The 19,083-nt window shown below is 62.5% G+C and carries 19 protein-coding genes and 1 tRNA gene; 12 read left to right on the forward strand and 8 right to left on the reverse strand.

Annotated features, from left to right (window positions below):
- Positions 1-28: 28 nt before the first annotated feature.
- From dusB to purH, 3 genes are read left to right on the forward strand one after another with little or no spacing between them, the layout of a single operon-like run.
- Positions 29-1,081, forward strand: a complete 1,053-nt coding sequence (gene dusB, locus ACZ415_RS11390; protein ID WP_344704796.1) for a tRNA dihydrouridine synthase DusB — start codon at positions 29-31, stop codon at positions 1,079-1,081.
- Positions 1,078-1,401 (forward strand): DNA-binding transcriptional regulator Fis, encoded by a 324-nt coding sequence (fis, locus tag ACZ415_RS11395; protein WP_344704797.1) that lies wholly within the window; start codon positions 1,078-1,080, stop codon positions 1,399-1,401. Before dusB ends, fis begins: the two co-directional genes overlap by 4 nt.
- A 60-nt stretch (positions 1,402-1,461) precedes the next feature.
- The gene (purH, locus tag ACZ415_RS11400) at positions 1,462-3,042 is read left to right on the forward strand and encodes a bifunctional phosphoribosylaminoimidazolecarboxamide formyltransferase/IMP cyclohydrolase (protein ID WP_344704798.1); all 1,581 of its coding nucleotides are present in this window, start codon (positions 1,462-1,464) and stop codon (positions 3,040-3,042) included.
- Positions 3,043-3,113: 71 nt separating this feature from the next.
- Here the strand turns inward: purH and ACZ415_RS11405 are convergent, their stop codons facing one another.
- Together ACZ415_RS11405 and folE are read right to left on the reverse strand one after the other, a co-directional pair.
- Positions 3,114-4,571, reverse strand: coding sequence for an NAD-dependent succinate-semialdehyde dehydrogenase (locus tag ACZ415_RS11405; RefSeq protein WP_344704799.1), 1,458 nt, complete (start codon positions 4,569-4,571; stop codon positions 3,114-3,116).
- A 99-nt stretch (positions 4,572-4,670) separates the two neighbouring features.
- Complete coding sequence (gene folE, locus ACZ415_RS11410; RefSeq protein ID WP_344704800.1) at positions 4,671-5,222, reverse strand: GTP cyclohydrolase I FolE; 552 nt, start codon at positions 5,220-5,222, stop codon at positions 4,671-4,673.
- Positions 5,223-5,461: 239 nt separating this feature from the next.
- On the opposite strand from folE, the gene ACZ415_RS11415 reads away from it, so the two are divergent.
- Positions 5,462-6,049: a hypothetical protein gene (locus ACZ415_RS11415; RefSeq protein WP_344704801.1), complete on the forward strand. Its 588-nt coding sequence runs from the start codon at positions 5,462-5,464 to the stop codon at positions 6,047-6,049.
- A gap of 11 nt (positions 6,050-6,060) precedes the next feature.
- Here ACZ415_RS11415 and ACZ415_RS11420 read toward each other — a convergent pair whose 3' ends face one another.
- Together ACZ415_RS11420 and ACZ415_RS11425 are read right to left on the reverse strand one after the other, a co-directional pair.
- On the reverse strand, positions 6,061-7,029 hold the full coding sequence (locus tag ACZ415_RS11420; protein WP_344704802.1) for a serine/threonine protein kinase: 969 nt from the start codon (positions 7,027-7,029) through the stop codon (positions 6,061-6,063).
- A 31-nt stretch (positions 7,030-7,060) separates the two neighbouring features.
- A complete protein-coding gene (locus ACZ415_RS11425) occupies positions 7,061-7,771 on the reverse strand; it encodes a ComF family protein (protein ID WP_344704803.1) in 711 nt (236 codons plus the stop codon).
- 127 nt (positions 7,772-7,898) lie between these two features.
- On the opposite strand from ACZ415_RS11425, the gene ACZ415_RS11430 reads away from it, so the two are divergent.
- A tRNA-Leu gene (locus ACZ415_RS11430) sits at positions 7,899-7,983 on the forward strand.
- A 440-nt stretch (positions 7,984-8,423) separates the two neighbouring features.
- Here ACZ415_RS11430 and ACZ415_RS11435 read toward each other — a convergent pair.
- Positions 8,424-9,842, reverse strand: a complete 1,419-nt coding sequence (locus ACZ415_RS11435; RefSeq protein ID WP_464387729.1) for an IS1380 family transposase — start codon at positions 9,840-9,842, stop codon at positions 8,424-8,426.
- Positions 9,843-10,077: 235 nt separating this feature from the next.
- Between ACZ415_RS11435 and ACZ415_RS11440 the strand changes: the two genes are divergently transcribed.
- The 6 genes from ACZ415_RS11440 to ACZ415_RS11465 all read left to right on the forward strand — a co-directional run bounded on the left by ACZ415_RS11440 (position 10,078) and on the right by ACZ415_RS11465 (position 14,317).
- Positions 10,078-10,527 carry a hypothetical protein gene (locus ACZ415_RS11440; RefSeq protein WP_344704670.1) on the forward strand — a complete coding sequence of 150 codons (450 nt, stop codon included), beginning with the start codon at positions 10,078-10,080 and terminating at the stop codon, positions 10,525-10,527.
- A 161-nt stretch (positions 10,528-10,688) separates the two neighbouring features.
- A complete protein-coding gene (locus tag ACZ415_RS11445) occupies positions 10,689-11,225 on the forward strand; it encodes an FxsA family protein (RefSeq protein ID WP_344704669.1) in 537 nt (178 codons plus the stop codon).
- Positions 11,226-11,245: 20 nt separating this feature from the next.
- Positions 11,246-11,419, forward strand: coding sequence for a hypothetical protein (locus ACZ415_RS11450; RefSeq protein WP_344704668.1), 174 nt, complete (start codon positions 11,246-11,248; stop codon positions 11,417-11,419).
- A gap of 44 nt (positions 11,420-11,463) precedes the next feature.
- Positions 11,464-11,757 carry a co-chaperone GroES gene (locus ACZ415_RS11455; RefSeq protein ID WP_344704667.1) on the forward strand — a complete coding sequence of 98 codons (294 nt, stop codon included), beginning with the start codon at positions 11,464-11,466 and terminating at the stop codon, positions 11,755-11,757.
- A 57-nt stretch (positions 11,758-11,814) separates the two neighbouring features.
- Positions 11,815-13,458, forward strand: a complete 1,644-nt coding sequence (gene groL / locus ACZ415_RS11460) for a chaperonin GroEL (RefSeq protein WP_344704666.1) — start codon at positions 11,815-11,817, stop codon at positions 13,456-13,458.
- A 118-nt stretch (positions 13,459-13,576) separates the two neighbouring features.
- The gene (locus ACZ415_RS11465) at positions 13,577-14,317 is read left to right on the forward strand and encodes an RNA methyltransferase (protein ID WP_344704665.1); all 741 of its coding nucleotides are present in this window, start codon (positions 13,577-13,579) and stop codon (positions 14,315-14,317) included.
- A 23-nt stretch (positions 14,318-14,340) separates the two neighbouring features.
- Here the strand turns inward: ACZ415_RS11465 and ACZ415_RS11470 are convergent, their stop codons facing one another.
- Positions 14,341-15,687, reverse strand: a complete 1,347-nt coding sequence (locus ACZ415_RS11470) for a Na+/H+ antiporter family protein (protein WP_344704664.1) — start codon at positions 15,685-15,687, stop codon at positions 14,341-14,343.
- 222 nt (positions 15,688-15,909) lie between these two features.
- Here ACZ415_RS11470 and ACZ415_RS11475 point away from each other — a divergent pair, with 222 nt between their 5' ends.
- The gene (locus tag ACZ415_RS11475; protein ID WP_344704663.1) at positions 15,910-17,460 is read left to right on the forward strand and encodes a cation:proton antiporter domain-containing protein; all 1,551 of its coding nucleotides are present in this window, start codon (positions 15,910-15,912) and stop codon (positions 17,458-17,460) included.
- Between the two features lie 73 nt (positions 17,461-17,533).
- Here ACZ415_RS11475 and ACZ415_RS11480 read toward each other — a convergent pair whose 3' ends face one another.
- On the reverse strand, positions 17,534-18,352 hold the full coding sequence (locus tag ACZ415_RS11480; protein ID WP_344704678.1) for a peptidylprolyl isomerase: 819 nt from the start codon (positions 18,350-18,352) through the stop codon (positions 17,534-17,536).
- A gap of 42 nt (positions 18,353-18,394) precedes the next feature.
- On the reverse strand, positions 18,395-19,078 hold the full coding sequence (gene narI / locus ACZ415_RS11485) for a respiratory nitrate reductase subunit gamma (protein WP_344704662.1): 684 nt from the start codon (positions 19,076-19,078) through the stop codon (positions 18,395-18,397).
- Positions 19,079-19,083 lie beyond the last annotated feature (5 nt).

Genomic DNA, 19,083 nt, shown 5'->3' on the forward strand with positions numbered 1-19,083 from the left:
GTTACGGCCCACAACCTTTAGCGCCCCTATGACACCCGCTGACGCTTCTGCTGCTACCGGCCCCGTTACCATCGGCCCCTACACGCTGCCCAACCGCGTGATGCTCGCCCCCATGGCCGGCGTCACCGACCGCCCCTTTCGCCAGCTTTGCCGGCGCCTGGGGGCCGGCTGGGTGGTGGGCGAAATGGTCACCTCGGACCCCGCGCTGTGGCATACGCGCAAGTCTCGCCAGCGCATGGACCACCGCGGCGAGCCAGCCCCCCGCGTTGTGCAGATTGCCGGCGGCGACGCCGAGATGCTCGCCGAGGCTGCACGCCTGAACGCGGAGCTGGGCGCTGAGGTCATCGACATCAACATGGGCTGCCCGGCGAAAAAGGTCTGCAGCAAGGCCGCCGGATCGGCGCTGATGCGCGACGAGGCTCTCGTGGCCGAAATCGTCCGTGCCGTGGTTGGCGCCGTGGACGTGCCGGTGACGCTAAAAATCCGCACCGGCTGGTGCGCGATGAGCAACAACGCCGTGCGCATCGCGCGCATTGCCGAAGACGCCGGCATTCAGGCGCTGGCGGTACACGGCCGCCACCGCCAGCAGCGCTATTCGGGCGCGGCCGAGTACGACACCGTCGCCGAGGTCAAATCCCGGGTAAGCCTGCCGGTGTTCGCCAACGGCGATATCGACACCCCCGCAAAAGCCGCCCAGGTGCTTGACTACACCGGCGCCGACGGCGTGATGATCGGCCGGGGCGCCCAGGGCAACCCGTGGATTTTCGAGCAGATCAACCACTACCTGGCCCACGGCACGCCGCCCGCACAGCCAACGCTTGCCGAGCGCCGCCGGGTGCTTTGCGACCACTTAGCGGCGCTGCACGCCTTTTACGGCGACTTCATGGGCGTGCGCATTGCTCGCAAACATCTGGGCTGGTACATCGCCGGCGACGCGCGTTTTGCCCCTGACCGGCAGCGCGCCCTGAAACAGCAGTTCAACGCCTTGGAAAGCCGCGCGGCGCAGTTCGACTGGGTGCATGCCCTCATGACGGCGGATGCCGCCGCGCGCCTGTCAGCCAAAGGAAGCCACGCCGCATGAACGACCGCGACCCCATACCCTGCCAGAGCCGGCCGGACGCCACCGTAGCGCACGATGCCACCCCTCAACAGAGCGCCCCGCCGCCGCTTCGCGACGCCGTGGAAGCCTCCATGCGGCGCTATTTTGAACACCTCGACGGCGGTGAGACCAGCGACCTTTATGCCATGGTCATCGCCGAGGTGGAAATGCCGCTGCTGGCCGCCGTGCTGGAATATACCCAGGATAACCAGACCCGTGCGGCCAAGGTGCTGGGGCTAAACCGCGGCACCCTGCGCAAAAAACTCAAACACTACGGACTGATCGATCACGATTCTGCCTGATTGCCGACGGTGCCGAGTGCCGGCACCGCCGTTTTTCCGCCCCACCGACAAGAGAGACTGATGGCTACTACCGCGCCCCCCGTTCGCCGCGCTCTGCTGAGCGTTTCCGATAAAACCGGCATCGTTGACTTCGCCCGTGGCCTGCACGAGCACGGCGTCGAGCTTTTGTCCACCGGCGGCACCTTCCGGCTGCTCCAGGAGCACAACGTGCCGGTCAAGGAAGTGTCCGAGCATACGGGCTTCCCGGAAATCATGGACGGCCGGGTCAAGACTCTGCACCCCAAAATTCACGGCGGCATTCTCGCCCGCCGGGGCCAGGACGACGCGGTGATGGCGAAAAACGACATCGCGCCCATCGACATGGTCGTGGTCAACCTCTATCCCTTCGCCGACACCGTGGCCAAGCCCGGCTGCACCCTTGAGGACGCCATCGAGAACATCGACATCGGCGGCCCCACCATGGTGCGCGCCTGCGCCAAGAACCACGCCCACACCACCGTGGTCGTCAACGCGTCCGACTATGACCGGGTGCTTGGCGAACTTGATGCCCACCAGGGCAAGGTCAGCCAGGCCACTCGTTTTGATCTGGCGGTGAAAGCGTTTGAGCATACCGCCGGCTATGACGGCGCCATCGCCGACTATCTCGGCCGCCGGGTCAGCGACGAAGACGCCGCGTTCCCGCGCACGTTCAACCTGCAGCTGGCCAAGAAGCAGGACATGCGCTACGGCGAAAACCCTCACCAGAACGCGGCCTTCTACGTCGACCCGAATGCCGCCGAGCCGGGCGTCGCCACCGCCGTCACGCGCCAGGGCAAGCCGCTGTCGTTCAACAACATCGCCGACACCGACGCCGCCTTCGAGTGCGTCAAGGCGTTTGACGACATCGCCTGCGTGATCGTCAAGCACGCCAACCCCTGCGGCGTGGCCGTGGGCCAAAGCGCGGCCGAGGCCTACGACCGCGCCTTTGCCACCGATCCCACCAGCGCCTTTGGCGGCATTATCGCTTTCAACGTCGCGCTGGACGCCAAAACCGCACGCGCGATTGTCGATCGCCAGTTCGTCGAAGTGATCATCGCCCCGGGGATCGACGACGACGCCGCCGACATCGTGGCGGAAAAACGCAACGTGCGCCTGCTGGACGCCAGCGCCGGCTGGCCGGGAAGCGACGAGCGCGCCGCGCTGGACTACAAGCGCGTCAACGGCGGGCTTTTGGTGCAGGAGCGCGACCGGGGCACGGTGGGCCGGGACGAGCTCAAAGTGGTCAGCGAACGCGCCCCGTCGGAACAGGAACTCAATGACCTGATCTTTGCCTGGCGCGTGGCCAAGTTCGTCAAATCCAACGCCATTGTCTACGCCAAGGGCGGCCAGACCATCGGCGTGGGCGCGGGGCAGATGAGCCGGGTCTACTCGGCGAAAATCGCCGGCATCAAGGCCGCCGACGAGAACCTCGAAGTGCCGGGCTCGGTGATGGCCTCGGACGCCTTCTTCCCCTTCCGCGACGGCATCGACGCCGCCGCCGACGCCGGCATTACCGCGGTGATTCAGCCCGGCGGCTCCATGCGCGATCAGGAAGTCATCGACGCTGCCAACGAAGCCGGCATCGCCATGGTGTTCACCGGCATGCGCCATTTTCGCCACTGATACGGCCGTTTGACCATAAAAAAACCCCAGCGGCCGTGTCGGCTGCTGGGGCTTGCGCCTGAGCCGCGGCGCTAGCTGATATCCATGCACAGATACTTGGTTTCGAGGTATTCATCCAGCCCTTGATGGCCGCCTTCACGCCCCAGCCCCGAGGCTTTCATGCCGCCAAAGGGCGCGGCGGCGTTGGAAATCGACCCGGTGTTAATGCCCACCATGCCGTAGTCCAGCGCATCGGCAACGCGCCAGGTGCGCGCCAGATCCTGCGAGTAGAAATACGACGCCAGCCCGTAGCGGGTATCGTTGGCCATCTCGATGGCGGTATCTTCATCGTCGAAGGGAAACACCGCGGCCAGCGGGCCGAAGGTTTCTTCCTTTGCCACCTGCATGTCCGGCGTCGCTGCGCTGATCAGCGTCGGGGAAAAGTAGTTACCGCCCAGCGGATGCGGATGGCCGCCCAGCATCAGCTCAGCGCCTTTGTCTACCGCATCCTTGACGTGCTCGCTGACCTTTTTGACGGCGGCCTCGTCAATCAGCGGGCCGATGTTGTTGCCGGCCTTTTCCCCGTCGCCCACGCTAAGCTCGCTGTTCATGGCGACCGCCAGCTTTTCACAGAAGGCGTTGACCACGCTTGTCTGCACCAAAAAGCGGTTGGTGCAGATACAGGTCTGCCCGGTATTGCGAAACTTGGCGGCCATGGCGCCTTCCACGGCGGCGTCCAGGTCCGCGTCTTCAAAGACGATAAACGGCGCGTTGCCGCCCAGTTCCAGCGAAATCTTCTGCACGTGCTCGGCGGCCTGGGCCATCAGCTGGCGGCCCACCTCGGTGGAGCCGGTAAAGGTGATTTTGCGCACCTTGGGCGACTGGGTCAGAGCCCGGCCGATGTCCTTGGCGCTGCCGGGCACTACGTTGAACACGCCGCGGGGAATACCCGCCCGCTCGGCCAAAAGCGCCAGCGCGGTGGCCGAAAACGGCGTCTGGCTGGCCGGCTTGATCACGATGGTGCAGCCTGCCGCAAGCGCCGCCCCGGCCTTGCGCGTGATCATCGCGGCGGGAAAGTTCCACGGGGTAATCGCGCCCACTACGCCCACCGGCTGGCGCGTGACGACAATGCGCTGGCTGGCCTTGGCGGCAGGAACGGTTTCTCCGTAGGCGCGGCGCCCCTCTTCGGCAAACCAGCGTAAAAAGCTGGCCGCGTAGGCAATTTCCCCTTCGGCTTCCTTGAGCGGCTTGCCCTGCTCGTGGGTCATCAGCATGGCAAGATCGTGCTGATGCTCAAGCATCAGCTCGTACCACTTCAGCAGCAGGTCGCCGCGCTCCAGCGCCGTCATCGCTCGCCAAGCGGGCAGCGCGGCATCTGCCGCGTCAATGGCGCGTCGAGTTTCCTCTTCCCCCAGGCGCGGCACGTTGCCGATAACCTCGCGGGTCGCCGGGTTATAAACGCTGATCTGCTCGCCGCTGTCGGCGGCGACCCAGCTGCCGTCAATGTAGGCAAACGGGCAGTACAGCTGGGTTTCTTTTAGCGATTCCATGGAGTCTCCAGACCGGGTCGTGGCATTCGGCATACAATACGGATGCCTCCATGCTAAGACGAAATAGCGCTCATGACCAAAAACAACGCGCCCCGGGCGTTAGCTGATCAGCGTTAAAAACTCCTGACGCGTGGATTGGTTGGTACGAAAAGCGCCCAGCATCACCGACGACGACATGCTGGAGTTTTGCTTTTCTACCCCGCGCATCATCATGCACAGGTGCTGCGCTTCGATCACTACCGCCACGCCGCGAGCCTCGGTCACCTCCTGTACCGCTTCGGCAATCTGCAGCGTCAGATTTTCCTGAATCTGCAGGCGACGTGCGAACATATCGGTAATCCGGGCAAACTTGGAAAGGCCCAGCACCTTGCCGCTGGGCATATAGGCGATGTGGCACTTGCCGATAAACGGCAGCAAATGATGCTCGCAGATGGAATACAGCTCGATATCCTTGACCAGCACCATTTCATCGGTTTGCGACTCGAACACCGCCCCGTTGACGATATCGTCAAGCGTTTGGTGATAGCCTGCCGTAAGAAACTGCATCGCCTTGGCGGTACGCTTGGGAGTATCTTTAAGCCCTTCACGCTCAGGGTTTTCCCCCAGCTTTTCCATAATCTGGCGGTAGTGGTGGGCGATGTCATCGGTCATAAAAAAGCCTCGTGGTTCATATAAGGATCACCTGCCGGCCGAACGCGCCTGTAAACGGCGGCAGGCAAGACTATACAGCAGCCGGCCGGCAATGTTTGCTCTTTGCCGACACCGGCTTTTGGCATGGCAAGGGCTGAAAGGCTGTGTGGCACAGTGACGCGACCTGTCATCGGCAAAATCTCATGGTGTGATATAGTCGACAGCGTTTATCCGCCGCCACCCAATGCGAGACAACCGCTATGCCTTTAACGAAAATGTCTTTCCTCTCAGCCCGCACAGGCGTTCGCGCACTGGCAACGGCGCTGCTGGCCGTGCCGCTTAGCGCCGCTGCCGCTACGCTCAGCCTGCCGGACGACGCCACCATCGGCGTTGAGGTAGTGGATGCCATTACCCTCACCGGTGAAACGTCTCGTCGAGAGGGCATTTTATTAAGGCCGGCCGATAGTCGCCGGGCATCCAACACGCTTCCCGAATACTGCGTCATCGTAGGGGACGCTCAGCGCGACGGTGAGCGCGTGCGTATTACCACGCACGATATTACCTGCATCGAAACCGCCGATGCTGACAGCTCGATTTTTTCCGGCCCGATGCAGGCCAGCGCCTACGACAGCGACGGCCAGTACGGCATCAGCTGTGAAAACGGCGCCTGCCGGCTGCCCGCCGGGCACCCCCTGACGCTGACGCTGACCGACGGGCTGGAGATTGTCGAGCAGGCCAACCCCTCAGCAGAAATCAACAAGCAGCGCCGCCAGGCCAACGGCGAAGGGGTCGCCAACCCGATTCCCGCTGAGCGGCCAGCGCCGGCAAGCGAAGCCGCAGACGACTAGCCGGCCCGCTTTCAGGCCAGCCAGCGCGGCGACGCCAGCCGCACTCGCTGCTGTTCCAGCTGGCGAATGTGGCTATCCCAATAGCCGCATTCCCCCACCCAGGGAAACGCCCGGGGGAATGCGGGATCGCTCCAGCGCGCTATTATCCACGCGCTGTGGCGCACCATGCGATAGCTGCGCAGCGGCTCAATAAGCGCAAGCTCTTCGTCAGGGAATCTCCGCTCTTGTGCGTACCCTTCACAGACTTCGCTTAGCTGGGCGCGCCAGGCATCGGGATCCCCGGTCGGCAGCAGCATCCAGATATCCTGAATGGCCGGGGCCATCAGACAGTCGTCGAAATCGACCAGGGTAAAGGCGTCCTCACGCCCCAGAATATTGCCCAGGTGGCAATCACCGTGACAGCGCAGCATGTTCGGCACGGCAACCTCGGCAAGCGCTTGGGTCAACCCTTCGGTCACGCTCTGATACGCACGCCGCTGCTGCTTGCTCAGCCAGCCGCTGGCCAGCACGCTGGCACTTGCGCGCACGGTATCCTCCACCAGCGCCAGCCGCGGCCGATGGGCAAACTCGCCCTGCTCGGCTGTTTTGTGCAACCGCCCGATCACCTCGCCCAGCGCAAACAGGTGGGCCGGGTTATCCAGCTCCGGCGCCTGGCCCGGCTGCTGGGGAAACAGGGCAAACGCAAAGCCGGCGAACCGGTGCAGCGTTTGTCCGCTGTTCAGCCGCGCCGGCGGCGCTACGCTGACACCGGCTGCCCGCAGCTCGTGCAGGTAGTCGTGCTCTTCCTGAATGGCAGCGGCGGTCCAGCGCCCGGGGCGGTAAAACTTGACCACCCAGCGGCCCCCGCTGTCGTCACGCAGCATCAGCACGCGATTTTCGTAGCTGTTCAGCGCAAAAGGCTCGCCCGCCGGATAAACGCCGACCGACTCAATGGCGCCCACAATAGTGGATGGCGATAACGCGCTAAACGCATGGGTCATGAAAAGCTCCGCCTGGCAAAACGCCATGATATCAGGTGGCGGCAAGCGATGTGCGTGCCACAGCGTAAACGACAACCTCGCAGGCCCCGGCCCGCCGGGCTGCATGCGCCAGCGCGTTGAGCGTCGCCCCGGTGGTCATGACATCGTCCACCAGGGCAATGCGTCCGGACAGCGGCGAGGCGACGGTGAAAGCATCCGCCAGGTTAGCAAAGCGCTCGCTGCGGGAAAGCGCGCGCTGGCTGGGAGTATCCACGCGGCGGGTCGCCTCAAGCACCGGAAGGCCAAGCTGCGCACCCAGCTCGTCGGCCAGCCAGCGCGACTGGTTGAAACCGCGCTGCCGTGCCCTGGCCGGATGCAGCGGCACCGGCAGCAGCGCCTGTGCCTCAGCCGGGCCCAGCGCCGAAACAAACAGCTCAGCCAGCAACATGCCGGCGCGCGGCGAAGCCTGAAACTTGAAGTCCTGTACCAGCTGACGCACGGCGCCTTCGTACACCAGCGGCACCTGAGCGCGCGAAAATGCCGGCGCTACGTCGCGACAGTGGCGGCACAGCGCCGGCGCACGGCGCAGCGGTTCGCCGCAAACGCGACAGCCGTAACGATTCCACGCAAGCGCCCGGTAACAGGGGCCACACCAGCTCGCACCCGGCGCCGATGTGCCCAAGCAAAACGCACAGGGCCCGGGCAGCGCCTGATGCAGCATCGCCTCGCCTGCCCGCAGCACGCCGGCGACTCTGCGGCTCATTCGAAAAACGCGCGCAACATGCGGCTTACCTGCCCGTGGCTTCATCGCTTCCTCTGATTTGACAGCACATTCGGTACGCCTAGCCGTTGACTTTAGCCTGATAGCCGGTAAAATTCGCCATCGTTGTGCGGATGTGGTGGAATTGGTAGACACGCTAGATTTAGGTTCTAGTGCCGTAAGGCGTGGGAGTTCAAGTCTCCCCATCCGCACCACCCTGCTCTCTTCCCGCTATTGCCATCTGACGACTTTACATCGTCACACCCGCCGTTACTTCAGCGCACCCCCTTTCTTTTGTGGCCCGGCCACGCTACTGGCTACACTCGTTATTTCACAATAGCGTATCGCTTTACAGCGGATCTTTTTTAACCGCTTGAGCGGCTTTTCTCTTTGAAAAGGATGAGGCAATGGAATGGCTTAATCCCGGCTTATTCACCGGAACGCTGACTGGGCATCCTGAAGCCCCGGGGAGCCGGTAGCTCGTCGCCGAACGCCGATTTCGAGACGGCACCGTCTTCCGGTGACGCTCTGTCCGGCTGCTATCGCCGTTATTCAGCCCCTTCCCTGCCTTGTCGTCGGTCATCCGGGCAGCCGGAACCGCCGGTCATCGACAGGACCGGCGTCTCACTGTCTTGCTTATGCGACCGCTGAGGCGTCAGCGCAACGCTGTCAGTTTTGGTAGCCCTTTCAGCAGAGTCGGCCACCATTTATCGGCTGCGGCGCCGAGGTGGACCGTGATACGTCGGGCGTGGAGGATCAGGGTGGCGGCCACCTTGAGGACCTGCTCACGCATTCGGATCAGGCTCCAGCCCTGTCGGGTTTGCCGTTCCAGCACGCAACGCAGACCATGCAGCACCTGATAGGCGTAAAGGCTCAGCAGAAGACTCGCCTCGTTGCGATCCATCACGTTCTGCTCGGTGGAGGCGCCGCGATCGGTCGACGAGAGGTGAACATCCAGCGCCGACTTGACCTCGCCCATGTGCGCCTCGGCGCTGCCGCGCTTGCGGTACAGTGATAACACCTTTTCCGGCGGCCAGTGGTACCGACTCAGGTTGGTCACCAGGAAGAAGGCGTGGAGCAACAGGTCGTCGGGGCGCTCCTGAACCACCAGCACGACGCGCCGTGGCTCGGGCCAGCTGTCGGCCCGGTATTCAAGGTCATGGCACCATTCCCGGGGCTGGTCCGGGGGTCGGCCGGGCGGCCGCTTGAGATACGGCGCCGCCAGCGTCTGAAGGGTGTTGTTGCTGCGCAGCCGGCCCAGGTACCCGATATCACGCTCTTCCATGGCCAGCAGCGTATCGTTGCCGGTAAACCCGGCATCGATACGCACTGTCACTGTCGCACCGGTGCCTTCATTGAGGCGCCGTACCAGGTGAGGGATCCAGGTATCGGCGTTCTCGGCAGGGCCCGCGTTACCCTCGCGCAGCAGGCCGCCGACCATGTCACCGGTTTCGGCCAGCGAGGCCACCAGCGGCGAATAAATGCGTGTGCCGTACAGCCCGTGAAAGGCCGACCCACCCTGACGACCATGGACCTCGATCGGCAGGCCGTCGATGTCCAGCGTCAGGTTATCGGGCTGCTCGCCGTGGTTCAGCGATGCCAGGCGCCAGATCGCCAGGCGCAACAGGCCTTCATGCACGGTATCGATGTTATCGGGCCCTCCGAGGCAGGCCAGCAGCCGCGACAGCGTCGCCTGCGACGGACGGTCCTGTGCCAGAGGCGTCATCCCGCGTGCATCGCTGCACGCCAGCTGCCAGAGCGGATCGTGACGCAGCGTGTCGGTATCGTCCAGGTCGATCCACCCCATGGCGCGCTGCAACACGACGGTTCGCAGCTGGCTGGCCAGGGAATGACGAATACGCAGTGGATCACGCCGGTCGACCAGGCTCTCTTCCAGCGCCTGGATGACACCGCTGTTGTCGAGGGCTTCACGCAGCAGCAGGGCACCGCTGTCGCTGGTGGTGCGGTGGCCGCTTAGCTCGGCCCGAACAGAACCATTGCAGGAAGGCGTCCACGACGATAATCTTTCACCCATGGCGAGAGGTCCTCTTGAATCAAGTTCTGGCTGGAACATCCTGATTCTACAAGAGAAACCCCTCGCCATCTTTATTTTCAAGCCAGCCTCATGAATAAGCCGGGTTAATGAAAACGGTCGGGCTATTTCGGCCGTTGCCGGCGTCTGCACGTTTTTTCTCTGGGTATTTTACGCTCAGCTGCTCTACGCCGGCTACGTACGCCAGCGGCGGCCGCGCATCATCATTAACCGCGGCAAGGGCATCGGTATAAAAGCGCTGTGCCTGATCAGCAACATGAGCAGCGAAGCGATCTATGTACAGCACCTGATTGCCGTGCTGCACACCGATGAGCGCAGCTATTCGCTGGACGTTGTGGAGTACCAGCAAGAAGGGGAAGAGCAAGAAGAAAGCGGCTATCGCACGCATCAGGGGCCGCTGAATTCGGGAGGGTACCTGCACATCCAGTCGTTCAACGCCATTTTTCAGCAGATTGTGCGCTACTGGAATATCAGCCGCGACGTGCTCAACCGCAGCAGTCTGGCGCTGGAAATACGCGTGGTGGCTATCTACGGCTCTGAAGACATGCCCACCGGCGCCTGGCGCACGTTTCGGCTGGATCTGTCGGCCGCTCCCGCTCACCAGCTGGTGCCCCACTCCATCGATACGCACCGCATGAGCAGCCGACGGCAGCGTAAACAGGTGCTGGAATGGGCAAAAGCCATTGAAATGCACAAGGTATACTAACGGGCAGCCTCTCACATCGGCCGTGAAATCAAGGCGATGAAAGGCAGCGGTTCAGGATAGCGCTATCGCTTGTTTTATCGGAAAAGCGCCACCATATTTTCTTACCCTCGCCGCCTTGACGCTTCAAGGCGTGCCGTTTGCTGAGCGAGTCGGAGCGAGCCATGCCGATACTGATCTTCCTTTCTCTATTTACCCTGCTTGATTTTGTCGTGCTGTTCAGCGTTGGCGGCCAGATCGGGCTTTTGGCCACTTTGCTGCTGGTGCTCATCACCGGTATCGGCGGGGTGCACCTGATCCGCCGCGAAGGCGCCTACACCTTTGCACGCGCGCAAAGGCGCCTCAACGCCGGCGAGCTGCCGTCAGACGAGCTGCTGACCGGCGCGGCGCTGATTTTCGGCGGCGCGCTGCTTATGGCGCCGGGCTTTTTATCCGACGCGCTGGGCCTTGCCTGTCTGATTCCTGACGCCCGGCGCTTGGTGCTCAAACTGCTCACCCGGCTGGGTTTTCGTGCCCGCATGAGCCAGGCCGGCACACGCTGGCACACCCGCAACCCCCATCAGGCAGGCAACCCCGACGACTGGAACGAGGCCCATGCTCGCTATCGAGACAAACGCTCAGCGCCCCACGCTGAGCAGCAGGAAAACGCGCCGCTGGAAGGCGAGTTTATCGCCCGCGACGAGGCATCGCGGCGGCGCTAACCGCAAAGGGCAGTAGCACCATGAAAAAAGCCACTTTTTTTCATTTACGCCCCTTGAAAGGATGCCTCAAGCCCCCATTTTTTAGCCAGCACAAGGAATCGGCCGGGCCGCAAGGCCGGGCCATTAACAAAGAAGGCTCTTTGCCTTCAGCTCTTTCGGGAAGCGCCCGCAAGAGCGTTATAAAAATCGCCTGACAAGGCATTTATAGAGACTTACCGTCACTATCAGGAGAGCGTGAATGAACATCCGTCCCTTGCACGACCGCGTCATTATCCGTCGCGTCGAAGAAGAGCAAACTACCGCTGGCGGCATCGTGCTGCCGGGCAGCGCTCAGGAAAAGCCCACGCGTGGCGAAGTGCTGGCAGCCGGTAACGGCCGGATTCTGGACAACGGCGATGTCCGCCCGCTGGACGTCAAAGTCGGCGACACCGTGATTTTCAAAGACGGCTTTGGCGTCGAAAAAGAAGAAATCGACGGCGAAGAAGTGCTGATCATGAGCGAATCCGACGTTCTCGCCGTCGTCGAAGGCTAAAACGCCCGCGATTTTCGTTTTCCGTTGACCCTTTCACTGTTTTAGGAATACCTCAACATGGCAGCTAAACAAGTCAAGTTCTCCGATGATGCCCGCAAGCGCATGACCCGCGGCGTTGACGTTCTCGCCAACGCGGTAAAAGCCACGCTCGGCCCGAAGGGGCGCAACGTGGTGCTGGAAAAATCCTTCGGTGCGCCGACCGTAACCAAAGACGGCGTCTCCGTCGCCAAGGAAATCGAGCTTAAAGACAAGTTCGAAAACATGGGCGCGCAGATGGTCAAGGAAGTCGCTTCCCAGACCTCTGACGCCGCCGGTGACGGTACCACTACCGCCACCGTACTGGCTCAGGCCATCGTCGCTGAAGGCCTCAAGGGCGTGACCGCGGGCATGAACCCGATGGATCTCAAGCGCGGCATCGATCACGCCGTGACCGCTGCGGTCAAGGAAATCCGTGCGCTTTCCGTACCCTGCACCGAAACCAGCTCGGTCGCCCAGGTCGGCACGATTTCTGCCAACGGCGACAAGAACATCGGTGAGATCATCGCCGATGCCATGCAGAAAGTCGGCCAGGAAGGCGTCATCACCGTCGACGAAGGACGCGGCTTTGACAACGAGCTGGAAGTCGTTGAAGGCATGCAGTTCGATCGCGGCTACCTCTCGCCCTACTTCGTCACCAACCAGGAAACCATGGCGGTCGAGCTGGAAGACCCCTTCATCCTGCTGGTCGACAAGAAAGTGTCCAACATCCGCGAGCTGCTGCCGACGCTGGAAGCCGTGGCCAAGGCCGGCAAGCCGCTGGCGATCATCGCTGAAGACATCGAAGGCGAAGCGCTGGCAACACTGGTGGTCAACAACATGCGCGGCATCGTCAAGGTTGCCGCTGCCAAAGCACCCGGCTTTGGCGACCGTCGCAAGTCCATGCTCCAGGACATCGCCATTCTGACCAACGCTACGGTGATTTCCGAAGAAGTCGGTCTGAGCCTGGAGCAAACGACCCTGGATCACCTGGGCACTGCCAAGCGCGTGACCATGTCCAAGGAAAACACCACCATTATCGACGGTGACGGCGCCGAGGCAGACATCGAAGCGCGCGTCAGCCAGATCCGCGCGCAGATCGAAGAGACCTCTTCTGACTACGACAAGGAAAAGCTCCAGGAGCGCGTGGCCAAGCTGGCCGGCGGCGTTGCGGTTATCCGCGTTGGGGCAGGCTCCGAAGTCGAAATGAAAGAGAAAAAAGCCCGCGTGGAAGATGCCCTGCACTCTACCCGCGCAGCCGTTGAGGAAGGCGTCGTGCCCGGCGGCGGTACCGCACTGGTTCGCGCACTGACCCGTGTTCACGGCCTGACCGGCGACAACGAAGACCAGAACCACGGCATCAACATGGCCCTGCGCGCCATGGAAGCGCCGCTGCGCCAGATCGTCACCAACGCCGGCGAAGAGCCCGCGGTGATTATCAACCGCATCAAGGACGGCGAAGGCAACTTCGGCTATAACGCCCAGACAGGCGAGTTTGGCGATCTGTTCGACATGGGCGTGCTCGACCCGGCCAAGGTCACTCGCACCGCGCTGCAGTCGGCAGGCTCCGTTGCCGGCCTGATGATCACCACCGAGTGCATGATCGCCGACGATCCGGACGAGCAGGACGCCGCTCCGGACATGGGCGGCATGGGTGGCATGGGCGGAATGGGCGGCATGATGTAAGCCGCACGCCCAAGCTTGCCCCGGGCGCCTGCGTGCAGGCGCCCGACCTTAAAAAACCCCGCGAAAGCGGGGTTTTTCTGTTTTCATGGACTTTTCGATCCGACAAGAGGCCTTAGCTGTGCTCCCCCGTATTCGTATCGTACTGGTGCAGACCTTTCATCCCGGCAACATCGGCGCGGCCGCCCGCGCCATGAAAACCATGGGCCTGGCCGAGCTTGTGCTGGTCAACCCTCGGGCGTTTCCCGACGACGAGGCCACCCGGCTTGCCGCCGGCGCCGGCGACGTGGTGGCAAACGCTCGGGTGGTCGCATCGCTGGATGAGGCGGTCAGCGACTGCGTGCAGGTTATCGGCGCCAGCGCCCGGCTGCGCAGCCTGCCGCTGCCCCACTTTAGCGAGCCCGATGCCATGGCAGACAGCGCGTTGCAAAACGCTCAAAGCGCGCCGGTAGCCTTGGTATTCGGCCGTGAACGCTCAGGGCTGACCGCCGAGGAAATCCGCTGCTGCACCCACCAGGTCAGCATTCCGGCCAACCCCGATTACGGTATCCTGAACCTGTCTCAGGCAGTACAGATACTGGCCTACGAGCTTCATCGGGCATGGCGCACTCGCCACCAAAGCAGCTTTATCTATCAAACGCCCGGTGAGGCCACCCCGCCCACGCGGGAGCAGTTCAGCCATTTTCAGCGCCATCTGCACGATGTCATGCAAAAAAGCGGATTTTTATCCCAGCCCCACGCTCGCACCGAAGAGCAGCTGCAGGCGCTTTTTACCCGCGCCGAGCCCAGTCGCAAAGAACTTTCGATGCTGCGCGGGCTGCTAAGCGCGCTACACCCCGATGCCTCGTCTGATCGCAGCTGAGCCTTTAATCGCCTGTAGCAGCCTTAAAGCAGCATTGCCGCTGTCCAGCCAAAGGCAATCATCGGCAGGTTGTAGTGCAAAAACGTAGGTACCACGCTGCCCATGATATGGTCGTGCTGGCCGTCAACGTTGAGCCCTGAAGTCGGCCCCAGCGTAGAATCCGACGCCGGTGAGCCGGCGTCACCCAGAGCGGCCGCCGTGCCCACCAGCACCGTAGTCGCCAGCGGTGAAAACCCGAACTGCACGGCCAGCGGTACAAAAATGGCGGCGATAATCGGGATAGTGGAAAACGACGAACCGATCCCCAGGGTGATGAACAAGCCCACCAGCAGCATGGCAATCGCCGCCAGGCCACGGCTGTCACCAAACAGGGCAAAAGCGCCCTGCACCAGCGCATCGATCTCGCCGGTGGTTTTCATCACCTCGGCGAAACCTGCCGCCGAGATCATGATAAAACCGATCAGCGCCATCATGCGCATGCCGCTGGTGAATAGATCATCGGCCTCGCGCCACTTGAAAATACCGCCGAGTGACAAAATCCCGATACCCACCAGGCCCCCCAAAATCATCGAGCCGCTATAAAGCTGCAGGCCAAGGGCCGCGACGATGGCCAGCCCGGACATCACCAAGCCCAGCGCATGGGGGCCGGTTTCTGAGTGTCCGGGCTGGGCGGCAACGCTTGCCACCTCCCGAGTTTCATAGCGGCGCGGGCGGCGATAGCTGATAAACACCGCCACCAGCATGCCCACCGCCATGCCGCCCACCGGTACGGCCATAGCCAGCGGCAGGGTGCCCCGGGTAATTTCCAGCCCCAGCGGCGCGCCGGCGCTGTTGATGTTGGCAAGCAAAATATCGTTGAGAAAAATGGCCCCGAAGCCTACCGGCAGCAGCATGTAAGGCGCGGTCAGGCCAAACGTCAGCACACAGGCAATCGCCCGGCGGTCAAGCCTGAGCTGATTCATCACCTTCAAAAGCGGCGGAATCAGAATCGGGATAAAGGCGATATGCACCGGAATCAAGTTCTGCGAGGAGATCGACACCAGCAGCACCGCCACCAGCAGCAGGTATTTTACCCGCGCCTGGCGGGCAGCGTCGGCTTCCTGGCCGAGCATATTGATCAGCCGCCGAGCCAGCATATCCGGCAGGCCGGAACGCGAAATGGCCACGGCAAACGCGCCCAGCGTGGCATAGGCCAGGGCCACCTGCGCCCCTCCGCCTACGCCTTCGTTGAAGGCATCCAGCGTTTGTTCAAGAGTAAGCCCGCCGGCAAGGCCGCCCACCAGCGCCCCCACTACCAGCGCAAAAACCACGGAAACCCGCGCCAGCGCAAGGGCGACCATCACCAGTACGGCGAGAATGACTGCGTTCATCGACAATATCCCAGGACGTCAGAAGTAAGAGAAAAGGCATTTGATTTTAGCAAACACCGGTGGCGTTGGGGCCCCGAGAGCGTAAAATGCCGATAACTTTCGACGTTTTTCCGGTTCACAAAGACCGCTGCACGTTCAAGGAGAGACACGCCGCTATGCCCCAGACGCCCGCGCTTACCCACTATTACCGCGATACAAGCTGCGCCATCGCGCTCGTTTTCCATGCTTGAAGTCGTCACGCTATCGTTTGCGTTTGTGTTCGGCATCGCCGTGCGCCAGATCGGCCTGCCCCCGCTGGTTGGCTTTCTTGGCGCGGGGTTTGCGCTCAACGCCTTCGGCCCCGTCATGGGGCTGCCAAGCGATGCCGGGCCGATTCTTGAGCACACCGCGCACCTGGGCGTGCTTTTGCTGCTGTTCACCATCGGACTCAAGCTCAATATTAAAAACCTCATTGAGCCTGTGGTGCTGGGCAGCGCCTTTGCTCATTTGCTGATCAGCAGCGCGGTGTTTACCGCAGGTTTCGTATGGATCGCCGGCCTGACGCTGGAAACCGCTATTCTGCTCTCCATTGCGCTGTCGTTTTCCAGTACGGTGCTGGCGGCCAAGGTGCTGGAGGGCAAAGGCGAGCTGCGCGCTTTTCACGGGCGCATCGCCATCGGCATTCTGGTCATGCAGGATCTGGTAGCGCTGGCCGTGCTCAGCGTCTACAGCGGGCAAACGCCGTCCATCTGGGCGCTTTGGGTGCTCGCCCTGCCGCTTTTGCGCCCGCTGTTCTACTGGCTGATGCGGGTGGCCGCCCACGACGAGCTTTTGGTGCTGATGGGGGTGGTGCTGGCCGTGGCCGCCGGCGGCATGGGCTTTCAGGCGGTGGGCTTAAGCTCTGAGGTGGGCGCGCTGGCCATGGGGCTTACGCTGTCGCAGCACCCCCGGGCGCAAGAGCTTTCCCAGGCGCTTTGGGGCATCAAGGAAGTGCTTTTGATCAGCTTTTTTCTCCAGATCGGCATGTCCGGTTTGCCGGATACCGATGCGCTGCTGTTTGCCGTCGTGATGGCGATGCTGCTGCCGCTGAAAGGCGTGCTGTTTTCCGCACTGATGATTATCTTTCGCGTGCGCGTACGCAACGCTTTTCTCGGCGGGCTGAGCCTGGCGGCGTACAGCGAATTCGGGCTTATCGTCGCCGCCAGCATTCTGGAAGACTGGCTGGTGCCGCTGGCGGTCACCGTGGCGCTGTCGTTTGTGATTGCCGCCCCGGTCAATCGCTTTGCCCACGCCCTGTTTGACCGTCTGGAAAAGCATCTGACGCGGTTTGAAACCAACGTCAAGCATCCCGACGAACAGCCGGTAGAGCTGGGCGATGCCAGCGTACTGGTGCTGGGTATGGGCCGTATCGGCAGCTCAGCCTACGACTTTTTTGCCGAACAGGGCATTCGCGTGACCGGCCTGGATTCTGATCCCAACAAGGTCGGCCGGGACGGGCGTCGAATACGCTATGCCGACGTGGAAGACAGCGGTTTCTGGCAGCAGCTGGATATATCCCGGCTGCAGGCGGTCACCCTTGCCACCCCCAACACTGAAAGCAAGCTGATCGCCTCTCGGCAGCTGCGTAAAGCCGGCTTTACCGGCAGCATCGTCGCCGGCATGCATTTTCAGGATGAAGACGAAAAGACCGCGCTCAAGGCCGCCGGCGTGGATCAGACCTATCAGCTGATGTCCGGCGCGGGTATCGGCATCGCCGAAAAAACCTGCGAGTGCCTGCAGAAATCCACGGCGTAGCCGCACTCCGGGCGCAAAAACCCCGGCACGCTGACGCGCGCCGGGGTAGTTCGATGCGCCTTGCCTTGCGCGCCTAGCGCATCAGGCTGCCGCCGCTGTCGTCATCCAGCGACACGCCTTGTACGCCAAGCTCGGCTTCCAGCGCCAGCAGGTAGTGGCGCAGAGCGCGCCGGGTGGCCTGCTCATGCAGGCTTAGCCGCACCTGTTCGGTTACCGCCTCGTAGGGCAGCCGGCGGCTTTCCTGGCGATCATCAACCATGACCAGGTGCCAGCCGTAGCGCGATGCCAGCGGCCGGTCGTGAAGCCCTTGGGGCAGGTGCTTGAGTGCGCGGTCCAGCTCGGCCACGGTTTGCCCGGGGCTAAGCCGACCGAGTTCGCCACCGTCTTCCCTGGACGGGCAATCGGAATAGCGCTGGGCCAGCTCGGTCATGCGCTCGGGGTGCTCGGCCAGCGCTTCGAGCAGTTCAACGCCCAGATGGTACTGGGCGTCCCGGGCCTCGGCGTCGTCCGGCGGCGCGGCCAGCAGGATGTGGCGCACGTCGAGCTGAACCGGCTGGCTGAAGCGCTCGGGATGAGCGGCATAAAAGCGCCGGCAGTCATCTTCCGAGGGCTCGGGCACGGCAAGCTCGGCCTCCAGCAGCTGAGCCACGGCCTCGTCCACCGCTTCTGCGTCGCTGCCCTCGGCTGTCAGCCCTAGCTGCTGGGCGCGCTGATGGAGAAGCTCGCGCACCACCAGAGCGCGGGCGGCCTTTAACTGAGCGCTGCCGGCGCTGTCCGCCGGGTGGTACTGCATTTCAGCGGCAATATCCGCCTCGCTGATTGCGCGGCCGCCAACGCTCACCGGCGGGGGCGTTTGCGCCCCCGGCAATTCTTCAATATCAATCATCTGCATGGACATGCGTCTTCCTCTCTGCCTGCGTCAACCGTCTAGCGCTCAGCCTCTTTTACGCACCAGCTGGTAGCGCCGCGTAACGTAGCCAAACGGTATGCTCCAGACGTGCACCAGGCGAGTAAACGGAAACAGCAGGATAATGGTCAGGCCGAGGAAGACGTGAACCTTGTAGATCCATGCCACATCGGTCATGTAGTCGGCGGCGCCGCCGCTGAAAAACACGATAGACTGCGCCCAGCCGGCAAGCGTGAGCATCATCTGCCCGTCCAGGTGACCCAGCGAGAAGAACACCGTGGTGGTACCCAGCGCGCCCTGAAACACCAGGATGGCCAGAATCAGCGTATCCATGGTGCTGGAAGACGCCTTGACCCGGGGGTTGGTCAGGCGCCGATACAGCAGCATACCGCCGCCGATCAGTACCATGACCCCGGCAATACCGCCGATGACAATGGCCACGACCTGCTTGGCGCCGGCGCTGATAAACGGCGCGTAGACCCAGTGCGGCGTAAGCATGCCGAACAAGTGGCCGAAAAAAATCACCAGAATGCCGATGTGAAAAACGTTGCTCGCCAGACGCATGTTTTTCGACGAAAGCATCTGGCTGGAACCGGTTTTCCAGGTGTACTGCCCGTGGTCATAGCGCAGCAGGCTGCCGACCAGAAAGACCGTACCGGCCAGGTACGGGTAGTAGCCATAGATCAGGTGTTGCAAATATTCGATAAACATGGCGT

Source organism: Halomonas cibimaris, assembly GCF_055379665.1.

What these genes read in the sequence shown, in the direction of transcription:
- dusB (WP_344704796.1), top strand. Translation starts at nt 29, where the DNA reads ATGACACCCGCTGACGCTTCTGCTGCTACCGGCCCCGTTACCATCGGC.
- fis (WP_344704797.1), top strand. Translation starts at nt 1,078, where the DNA reads ATGAACGACCGCGACCCCATACCCTGCCAGAGCCGGCCGGACGCCACC.
- purH (WP_344704798.1), top strand. Translation starts at nt 1,462, where the DNA reads ATGGCTACTACCGCGCCCCCCGTTCGCCGCGCTCTGCTGAGCGTTTCC.
- ACZ415_RS11405 (WP_344704799.1), bottom strand. Translation starts at nt 4,571, where the DNA reads ATGGAATCGCTAAAAGAAACCCAGCTGTACTGCCCGTTTGCCTACATT.
- folE (WP_344704800.1), bottom strand. Translation starts at nt 5,222, where the DNA reads ATGACCGATGACATCGCCCACCACTACCGCCAGATTATGGAAAAGCTG.
- ACZ415_RS11415 (WP_344704801.1), top strand. Translation starts at nt 5,462, where the DNA reads ATGCCTTTAACGAAAATGTCTTTCCTCTCAGCCCGCACAGGCGTTCGC.
- ACZ415_RS11420 (WP_344704802.1), bottom strand. Translation starts at nt 7,029, where the DNA reads ATGACCCATGCGTTTAGCGCGTTATCGCCATCCACTATTGTGGGCGCC.
- ACZ415_RS11425 (WP_344704803.1), bottom strand. Translation starts at nt 7,771, where the DNA reads ATGAGCCGCAGAGTCGCCGGCGTGCTGCGGGCAGGCGAGGCGATGCTG.
- ACZ415_RS11435 (WP_464387729.1), bottom strand. Translation starts at nt 9,842, where the DNA reads ATGTTCCAGCCAGAACTTGATTCAAGAGGACCTCTCGCCATGGGTGAA.
- ACZ415_RS11440 (WP_344704670.1), top strand. Translation starts at nt 10,078, where the DNA reads ATGAGCAGCGAAGCGATCTATGTACAGCACCTGATTGCCGTGCTGCAC.
- ACZ415_RS11445 (WP_344704669.1), top strand. Translation starts at nt 10,689, where the DNA reads ATGCCGATACTGATCTTCCTTTCTCTATTTACCCTGCTTGATTTTGTC.
- ACZ415_RS11450 (WP_344704668.1), top strand. Translation starts at nt 11,246, where the DNA reads ATGAAAAAAGCCACTTTTTTTCATTTACGCCCCTTGAAAGGATGCCTC.
- ACZ415_RS11455 (WP_344704667.1), top strand. Translation starts at nt 11,464, where the DNA reads ATGAACATCCGTCCCTTGCACGACCGCGTCATTATCCGTCGCGTCGAA.
- groL (WP_344704666.1), top strand. Translation starts at nt 11,815, where the DNA reads ATGGCAGCTAAACAAGTCAAGTTCTCCGATGATGCCCGCAAGCGCATG.
- ACZ415_RS11470 (WP_344704664.1), bottom strand. Translation starts at nt 15,687, where the DNA reads ATGAACGCAGTCATTCTCGCCGTACTGGTGATGGTCGCCCTTGCGCTG.
- ACZ415_RS11475 (WP_344704663.1), top strand. Translation starts at nt 15,910, where the DNA reads ATGCTTGAAGTCGTCACGCTATCGTTTGCGTTTGTGTTCGGCATCGCC.
- ACZ415_RS11480 (WP_344704678.1), bottom strand. Translation starts at nt 18,352, where the DNA reads ATGCAGATGATTGATATTGAAGAATTGCCGGGGGCGCAAACGCCCCCG.
- narI (WP_344704662.1), bottom strand. Translation starts at nt 19,078, where the DNA reads ATGTTTATCGAATATTTGCAACACCTGATCTATGGCTACTACCCGTAC.